The 8142-nt window shown below is 68.9% G+C and carries 6 protein-coding genes; 5 read left to right on the forward strand and 1 reads right to left on the reverse strand.

The features are described 5' to 3' along the window. Positions 1–240: 240 nt before the first annotated feature. From AC1RUS_RS23425 to AC1RUS_RS23445, 5 genes are all read left to right on the forward strand, one after another. Entirely contained in the window at positions 241–822 is a 582-nt protein-coding gene (locus AC1RUS_RS23425; protein WP_492919035.1) for an RNA polymerase sigma factor, read from the forward strand. Beyond that, positions 797–1765, forward strand: a complete 969-nt coding sequence (locus AC1RUS_RS23430; RefSeq protein WP_492919026.1) for a FecR family protein — start codon at positions 797–799, stop codon at positions 1763–1765. The genes AC1RUS_RS23425 and AC1RUS_RS23430 overlap by 26 nt, the downstream gene beginning before the upstream one ends. 138 nt (positions 1766–1903) lie before the next feature. Continuing rightward, the gene (locus AC1RUS_RS23435) at positions 1904–4921 is read left to right on the forward strand and encodes a TonB-dependent receptor (RefSeq protein ID WP_492919027.1); all 3018 of its coding nucleotides are present in this window, start codon (positions 1904–1906) and stop codon (positions 4919–4921) included. 78 nt (positions 4922–4999) lie between these two features. Further along, positions 5000–6109 (forward strand): pectinesterase family protein, encoded by a 1110-nt coding sequence (locus tag AC1RUS_RS23440; protein ID WP_492919028.1) that lies wholly within the window; start codon positions 5000–5002, stop codon positions 6107–6109. 71 nt (positions 6110–6180) lie between these two features. Then, positions 6181–7845 (forward strand): M20/M25/M40 family metallo-hydrolase, encoded by a 1665-nt coding sequence (locus AC1RUS_RS23445; protein WP_492919029.1) that lies wholly within the window; start codon positions 6181–6183, stop codon positions 7843–7845. Between the two features lie 6 nt (positions 7846–7851). Here the strand turns inward: AC1RUS_RS23445 and AC1RUS_RS23450 are convergent. Then, positions 7852–8142, reverse strand: a 291-nt coding sequence (locus AC1RUS_RS23450; protein ID WP_492919030.1) for an amidohydrolase family protein, incomplete at its 5' end; no start/stop codon positions are given.

Raw genomic sequence — 8142 nt, forward strand, 5'->3', positions numbered from 1 at the left:
AGCTCGATGATGTCTTGATTGCAGGCGGCCGTCACCCCGGGCGACGCCGTTTGCTGGGCGCGCGCTCGTCCCCCGTGGCCTTGCGTCCGCACGGTCCTTTCTGCAACGCCCGGCGCGCGGCGTCGAGCGGCATCCGCCGATCGTTCGACCGCGACTTTTTTTGACGGAACATCGCCGCCCGTGCATCGATCGTTCAAAGGGGGACTCACCTCCGCGATCATCCCAGGGCGAGGAAACGGTTTGCAGGACGGACGGGCGCGTGTCGTGGCCTGGCTGGGGCGGGAGATCCTGCCCCATGAAGCCGACGTGCGCGCCTGGCTGAAGCGGTCGATGTCGGCCGCGGGCGACGTCGACGACGTGATCCAGGAGGCCTATTGCCGCCTGGCGAGCCTGGCCTCGATCGATCACATCGAAAATCCGCGCGCCTATTTCTTCCAGGCGGCGCGGAGCGTGGCCCTGGAGCAGCTTCGGCGAGCCCGGGTGGTGCGCATCGACACCGTGACGGAAATCGACGCGCTGAACGTCGAACTGGATGAGCCCTCGCCCGAGCGTATCGCCGGCGGCCGACGGGAGTTGGCGCGGGTGCGAGCCCTGATCGCCGCCTTGCCGGATCGCTGCCGCCGCATCTTCGAGATGCGCAAGATCGAGGGATTGCCACAACGCGAGATCGCCCGGCGCATGGGCGTGACCGAGAACGTGGTCGAAAATGAATCCGTGCGCGGACTGCGGGCGATCCTCGCGGCCCTCGCCGAAACCGAAGTGAACGATGTCACGAGCGCCAGGAGACCAAGGCAGCATGATCGACCGCGAAAGCGCCGCTGACATCGAGGCGCAGGCCGCTCGATGGGTGGTGCGCGCCGATCAGGGCGAACTGCCTGCCGAGGCCCAGGCCGAGCTCGAGGCCTGGCTCGCCGCCGATCCGCGCCGGCGGGGCGCCTTCGCGCGCGCCGAGGCGGCCTGGAGCCTGATGGACCGCGCCCGGGCGTTCGGCGCCGAACTTGCCGTTCCGGCGCAGAAATTCCGTGTCGGCCGCCGGGGCCTGCTGGGCGGGCTCGGCGCGGCGGCCGCCGCCTGCGTGGCCGTTGTGATCGGGCCGCGCCTGTTCTCGGCCCGCTATGGCACGGCGCTGGGCGAGATCCGCCGCGTGCCGCTGGCTGATGGCTCGATGGCGGCGATCAACACCGACACCGCGATCGACGTCGCCATGTCGCCTCGGCTGCGCCATGTGAAGATCGACAAGGGCGAGGCCTGGTTCGAGGTCGCCAAGGACGCGCGTCGGCCCTTCGTGGTCGAGAGCGGTCCGGTGCGGGTGAGGGCGGTCGGCACGGCCTTCTCGGTCCGTCGCCGCGAGGGCGGCAGCGAGGTGCTGGTCACCGAGGGTGTGGTCGAGGTCTGGAGCGAGCAGACCGGCGAACCGCCGCGCCGCGTTGCGGCCGGCGAGCGCACCTTCGCCAGCGACGACGCCGGAGCCACGACGCCCGCGCCGGCGCCGCTGGAGATCAACCGCCACCTGGCCTGGCGTGACGGCCAGATCGTGCTGGACGGCGACGCCTTTGGCGAAGCCGCCGCCGAGTTCAATCGCTACAACAGCCGCAAGATCGTCGTGGTCGGCCAGGGGCTGGCCGACGAGAAGCTGGTCGGCTGGTTCCGCACCAACGAGCCCGAAAGCTTCGCCCGCGCCGCCGCCGCCAGCTTCGGCGCCCAGGTCACGGTGCGCGGCGACGCCATCCTGGTCCAGGCCGGCGAAACCAAGGCCGCCGAATAAATTTTCGCCGTTGTCTGACGGAAACCGGTTTCCTCCGCATCGCTATCAACAGGCGCTCCAAGAAGCGTCGTGCGAAACAAACAACAGGGAGGGCGTCGCATGGGTTACTCGCGATACCAATACGGGAAGATGTCTTTGATGGCGGCGGCCGGTGTTTCGGCTCTGCTGGTCAGCGCCCAGGCGCAGGCTCAAACCCGCAAGTTCGACGTGGCGGCCCAGCCGGCGGCCACGGGCATTCCGCAGTTCGGCAAGCAGGCCGACCTGCAGATCCTGGCCCCGCAGGACGCCGTGCGCGGCAAGTCCGTCAACGCCGTGCGCGGCGCCTTCACCGTGTCGGAGGGCCTGGCGCAGCTGCTGCGCGGCGCCGACCTGACCGTGGTTTCCAACGACGGCCGCACGGCGGTGCTGGGCCAGAAGGCCTCGATCCAGCTGGCCTCCACCGCGCCCGTCGCCCTGGTCCAATCGACCGCCTCGGTGGCCCAGGAGCCCGAAGCCAGCGCCGAGGTCGAGGAGGTGGTCGTCACCGGCTTCCGCGCCAGCCTGGGCAGCGCCATCAACGTCAAGAAGCGCGCCAACGGCGTGGTCGACGTGATCAAGGCCGAGGACATCGCCGACTTCCCTGACGCCAACCTGGCAGAGTCCATCCAGCGTGTGCCCGGCGTCTCGATCGCCCGCGACGCCGGCGAGGGCCGCCAGATCACCGTGCGCGGCTTGGGCCCTCAGTTCACCCGCGTGCGCATCAACGGCGTCGAGGGCCAGAGCACGGCCAGCGGCACCGATAGCTCCGGCGGCGCCAACCGCAACCGCGCCTTCGACTTCAACGTCTTCGCCTCGGAACTCTTCAACAGCATCACGGTGCGCAAGACCGCCTCGGCCCAGACCGAGGAGGGCTCGCTGGGCGCCACCGTCGACCTGCAGACCGGCCGGCCGTTCGACTACAAGGGCTCGACCTTCGTGGTCTCGGCCCAACAGGGCTATAACGACCTCTCCAAGAGCTGGGACCCCCGCGTGGCGGCCCTGGCCTCGACCACCTGGGCCGACGGCAAGATCGGCGCCCTGGTCTCGGTGGCCTACACCAAGCGCGAACTGCTCGAAGAGGGCCACGGCTCGGGCGGCTGGCTGAACGGCACGGAAGTGGGCGGCTACAGCGCCGCCTCGACCTTCACCCAGGCCAGCCTGGCCAGCACCTTCTCGCCGCGCTTCCCGCGCTATGGCCGCCTGACCCACGAGCAGGAGCGCCTGGGCCTGACCGGTTCGCTGCAGTTCCGTCCCGACGAGAACACCCTGTTCGGCGTCGACATCCTCTATTCGGACTTCAAGGCCAAGCGCACCGAGAACTGGCTGGAGGCTCTGTCCTTCGCCCGCAACGCCTCGCAGGGCGGCCGCCCCGAGATCATCGTCCGCGACGGCGTGATCAACGCCAAGGGCGACATGGTCTACGGCCTGTTCGACGACGTCGATGTCGAGAGCGAGAGCCGCTACGACGTGCTGGAGACCGAATACAGCCAGGCTACCTTCACCGGTGAGCACAAGTTCGGCGACAGGCTGAAGGTCACCGGCTTGGTCGGCTTCTCGAAGTCCGACTTCAAGAACCCGATCCAGACCACGGTGATCCTGAACCGCGAGAACGCAGACGGCTTCTCCTATGACTATCGGGTCGATCCCAACCTTCCGTCGATGAACTTCGGCTTCAACGTCGCCGACCCGCTGGCCTACAATTTCGGCGCGGCGCGTTCGGAGATTCGCCTGCGGCCTCAGGGCGTGACCAACTCCATCCGCACCGCTCAGTTCGACGGCGACTACGAACTGACCGACAGTCTGCGCCTGAAGGCCGGGGTCAACTTCAAGAACTACGCGTTCCGCTCCTGGGCTCTGGCGCGGGTCAACGAGTCGGTGGTGCCGACCCTGCCGGCCGGCGTCACCCTGGCCAGCCTGACCACCCTGGTCTCGGGCTTCGGCAAGAACCTGGGCGGCGGGACCTATCCCACCACCTGGGCCGCGCCGGATCTGAACGCCTTCGCCAAGCTGTTCAACATCTACAGCGGCACGGGCCTGTTCGAGCTGAGCGGCGCGACCAACGCCAACGCCCGCGGCAACATTCGCAGCGTCGAGGAAAAGGATTCCGCCGCCTACGTGCAGCTGGACTTCGACACCGACCACTTCGCCATCCCGATCCGAGGCGACCTGGGCGTGCGCTACGTCAAGACCAAGCAGAGTTCGACAGGCTATCAGCTGGTGGCCGGCGCGGCCCAGCAGGCCACCGTCAAGCGCGACTACGACGACGTGCTGCCGGCCCTGAACCTCACCGCCGAGGTCACGCCGGACTTCCTGTTGCGCTTCGGCGCGGCCAAGGTGATGACCCGTCCGAACCTGGGCAGCCTGACCCCCGGCGGCAGCCTGTCGACCGTGGGCGTGTTCAGCGTCAGCTCGGGCAATCCGCAGCTGGATCCTATCCGCGCGACCACCTACGACCTGTCGGCCGAGTGGTACTTCGCCAAGGACGCCCTGCTGTCGGTGGGCCTGTTCTACAAGGACATCGAAAGCTACATCCAGACCACGCGGATCTCGCAGCCGTTCACGGCTTCGGGCCTGCCGGTCAGCCTGCTGGACGGCCTGGGCGTCTCGCCCAACGACACCTTCCTGTTCAGCCGCCCGGTCAATACCAAGGGCGGTCCGCTGAAAGGGATCGAGGTCAGCTACCAGCAGCCCTTCAGCTTCCTGCCGGGCGTGCTCAAGCACACGGGCGCGATCCTGAACGCCACGATCGTCAAGTCCAAGATCGACTACATCTCGGCGCGATCGTCGACGGGCTTCGTGCAGAACGACCTGGTCGGCCTGTCGAAGAACGCCTTCAACGCCACGCTGTACTATGAGGACGACAAGTTCAGCGCCCGCGTCTCCGGCGCCTATCGCGACAAGTACCTGACCGCCGTTCCCAGCGGCACCAGCACCAACGACATCGACGGCGTGCGGGAGACCTTCACGGTCGACGCCTCGGCGTCCTATGCCATCAACAGCCGCCTGAAGCTGACCTTCGAGGGGCTGAACCTGACCGACGAGTTCAACGCCCAGTACACCGACAGCGTGCGCGACAGCGTCTATGTCTATTCGCACACCGGCCGGCAGTACAATTTCGGCCTGAGATACTCGTTCTAAGCCGTTCCTCCTCCCGAGGAATATGGGCGTCGGCTGTCCTCCCGGCCGGCGCCCGCCCTTTTTCAAGTCGAGGCGTAGATGTCGCTTTTCCTTACGCGTCGCGCGGCCCTGGCGGGCGCCGCGGCTCTCTCGGCGACGGGCGTTCAGGCCGCGCCGCGCTATGACGCCGTGTTGGCCAGACCCGGCGATGCGCGCAAGTTCGGTGCGCCGACCTATCCGACCCTGTCAGCGGCCGTCGCCGCCGCGCCGTCGGACGGAACCCGGCCGTTCCGCATTTTCGTCACCAAGGGCGTGTGGGACGAGCAGGTCTCGATCGACAAGCCGTTCGTCCACCTGATCGGCGAGGATCGCAGGGGCTCGGTGATCAGCCATCTGGCCGCCTCGGGGCTGACGGCGCCCGACGGCAAGAAGTGGGGCACCTTCCGCACGCCGACCCTGTTCGTGCGCGCCCCGGACTTCGCCGCCCGCAACCTCACGATCCAGAACGCCTTCGACGGCCTGGCCGAGATGAGCAAGCCAGGCGGCCTGCACTCGCACGACGGCGGCGGCCCCCAAGCCGTGGCCCTGATGCTGGCCAAGGGCTCGGACCGCGCGCGGTTCACCGAGGTCGACATCCTCAGCTACCAGGACACCCTGTTTCCCGACGCGGGGCGCAGCCTCTTCGAGCGCTGCCTGATCACCGGCAGCTATGACTTCATCTTCGGCGCTGGAGTGGCCTGGTTCGAGGGCTGCGAGATCCGCTCGCGGCCGCGCCCGGTCGATCCCGTCGACGGCTATATCGTCGCCCCCAGCACGTCGATCGAGCAGCCGTTCGGCTTCGTGTTCCACAAGTGCCGACTCACCAAGGAGGCCGGCACGAAGACGGGCAGCGTCTATCTGGGCCGGCCCTGGCGGCCCTCGGGAACGTTCCCGGACGGCCGCTATGGCGATCCGCGCTACGTGGGGGCCTCCAGCTTCATCGACTGCTGGATGGGCGACCACATCGCGCCGGCCGGCTGGACCGAGATGTGGTACACCGGCAAGGACGGCAATCCGCGCACCATGCTGCAGCCGGAAGACGCCCGTTTCTCGCAATACGCCGCCAAGGGCCCCGGCGCGGCCGATTTCAAGCGTGGTCGCTGGCTGACGGCGGGCGAGGCGCGCGCGGTGACGCGCTCGACCGTGTTGGCCGGCTGGACCGCCGCCTAACGACGCGAACGTGGCGCTGGACACCGCAAGCGCGCTATCCAGAGTCTCCGCTTCGAGTCCAAGAGCCGCCCATGTCCAAAGCCGCCGTCCTCGCCGCCCTGTCGGGCCTGGCCCTGGCCTCCGCCGCCTTCGCCCAGGACAGCGGTCCCATCGATCCGGCCCGGCTGTCCGACATCACCCGCGAACTGGCCTCGGACCGCTTTGCCGGCCGCGCGCCGGGCGGGGAGGGCGAGCAGCCGACGATCGACTATATCAGCGCGCAGTTCAAAGCCCTGGGCCTGGAACCGGCTGGCGACAACGGCGGCTGGACCCAGAAGGTGGCCCTGATCCGCACCCGGCTGAGCGGTCCGGTGGCTCTGACGGTGGCGACCAAGGCCGGGCCCCTGACTCTGAACCAGGGCGAGCAGGCCCAGGTCATGACCCTCCGGCCGGTCGACAGGGTGGCGATCGACAAGGCCCCGCTGGTCTTTGTCGGCTATGGCGTCGCCGCCCCCGAACGCGGCTGGGACGACTTCAAGGGCGCAGACCTGAAGGGCAAGATCGCTGTTTTCCTGATCGGCGACCCGGACCTGGAAGCCGCCGCCGACGAGCCTGTGGCCGGGAAGTTCGGCGGCTCGGCCGCCACTTACTACGCGCGCTGGACCTACAAGTACGAGGAGGCCGTGCGGCGCGGCGCCATCGGCGCCCTGATCGTCCACGAGAGCCTCGGGGCCGGCTATGGCTGGACGACGGTCAAGGCCTCGAACGGCGAGGGCTACGACATTGTCCGCCCCGATCCGGCCAAGGCCAAGCTGCTGATGCAGGGCTGGATCCAGCGCGATGTCGCGGTCGACCTCTTCAAACGCTCGGGCCTGGATTTCGAGGTCTTGAAGCGCTCGGCCCGCACGGCGGCGTTCAAGCCGGTGGCGCTGGCGGGCGCGAGCCTGTCGACCGACTACGCCGTCACCCATCAGCGCATGGACAGCGCCAATATCCTGGCCCGCCTGCCGGGCGCCAAGCATCCGGACGAGACCATCGCCTACGCCGCCCACTGGGACGCTTATGGCGTGGGCGCGCGCGACGCTCAGGGCAACACGATCCGCCGCGGCGCGGCCGACGACGCCATCGGCGTGGCCGGGGTGATCGAGGTCGCCCGCGCCTTCACCCAGGGCCCGCGCCCGAACCGCTCGATCCTGTTCGCCGCCTGGACCGCCGAGGAGCGTGGTCTGCTGGGCTCGGAATATTACGCCAACCACCCCAGCGCCTCGCTGGGCAAGACGGTCGCCAACTACACCTTCGACGTGCTGCAGACCGTCGGCCCCGCACATGACATCGTGCTGGTCGGAGCCGGCCAGAACGCACTGGAGGACGGACTGGCGACGCAGGCGGCCAGGCAGGGCCGCACTATCACCCCGGACGCCAAGCCCGAGCGGGCGCTGTTCTATCGCGCCGACCACTTCTCGCTGGCCCGCCAGGGCGTGCCGGTGTTGCTGATGATGGGCCTGGGCGGCGGGGCGGACCTGATCAAGGGCGGACGCGCAGCCGGCGACGCCTGGGTCGCCGACTACACCAGCCGCTGCTACCACCAGCCGTGCGACGCCTGGAGCCCGGACTGGGACCTGCGCGGCGCGGCGCAGGACGTGGCCCTGACCTATGAAGCCGGCAAGGCCCTGGCCAATTCGCGCGACTGGCCCGACTGGAAGGCGGGTTCGGAGTTCAAGGCCATCCGCGCCAAGACGGCGGCCGAACGGAAGTAGCCGTGGCTAGACGCCTTGCCCGTCGATCCAGGTCCTGGCGACCTTGAGGTTGTGGTCGAGGAGGACGAGGTCGGCGGCCATGCCGGGGGCGATGGCGCCGCGCTGGTCGGCGAGGCCGAGGAACGCGGCGGGGGAGGCCGAGGCGATGGCGACGGCGTCGGGCAGGGACAAGCCCAGCATCGTCATGGCGTTGCGGACCGCGCCGATCATGTCCAGGTCCGAGCCGGCCAGGGTGCCGTGGGCGTCGACGCAGACGCCGTCGACCACGTGGATGCGGCGGCCCTGCAGCGCGAAGCT

This window comes from Caulobacter sp. GW821-FHT10F06 (genome assembly GCF_058809215.1).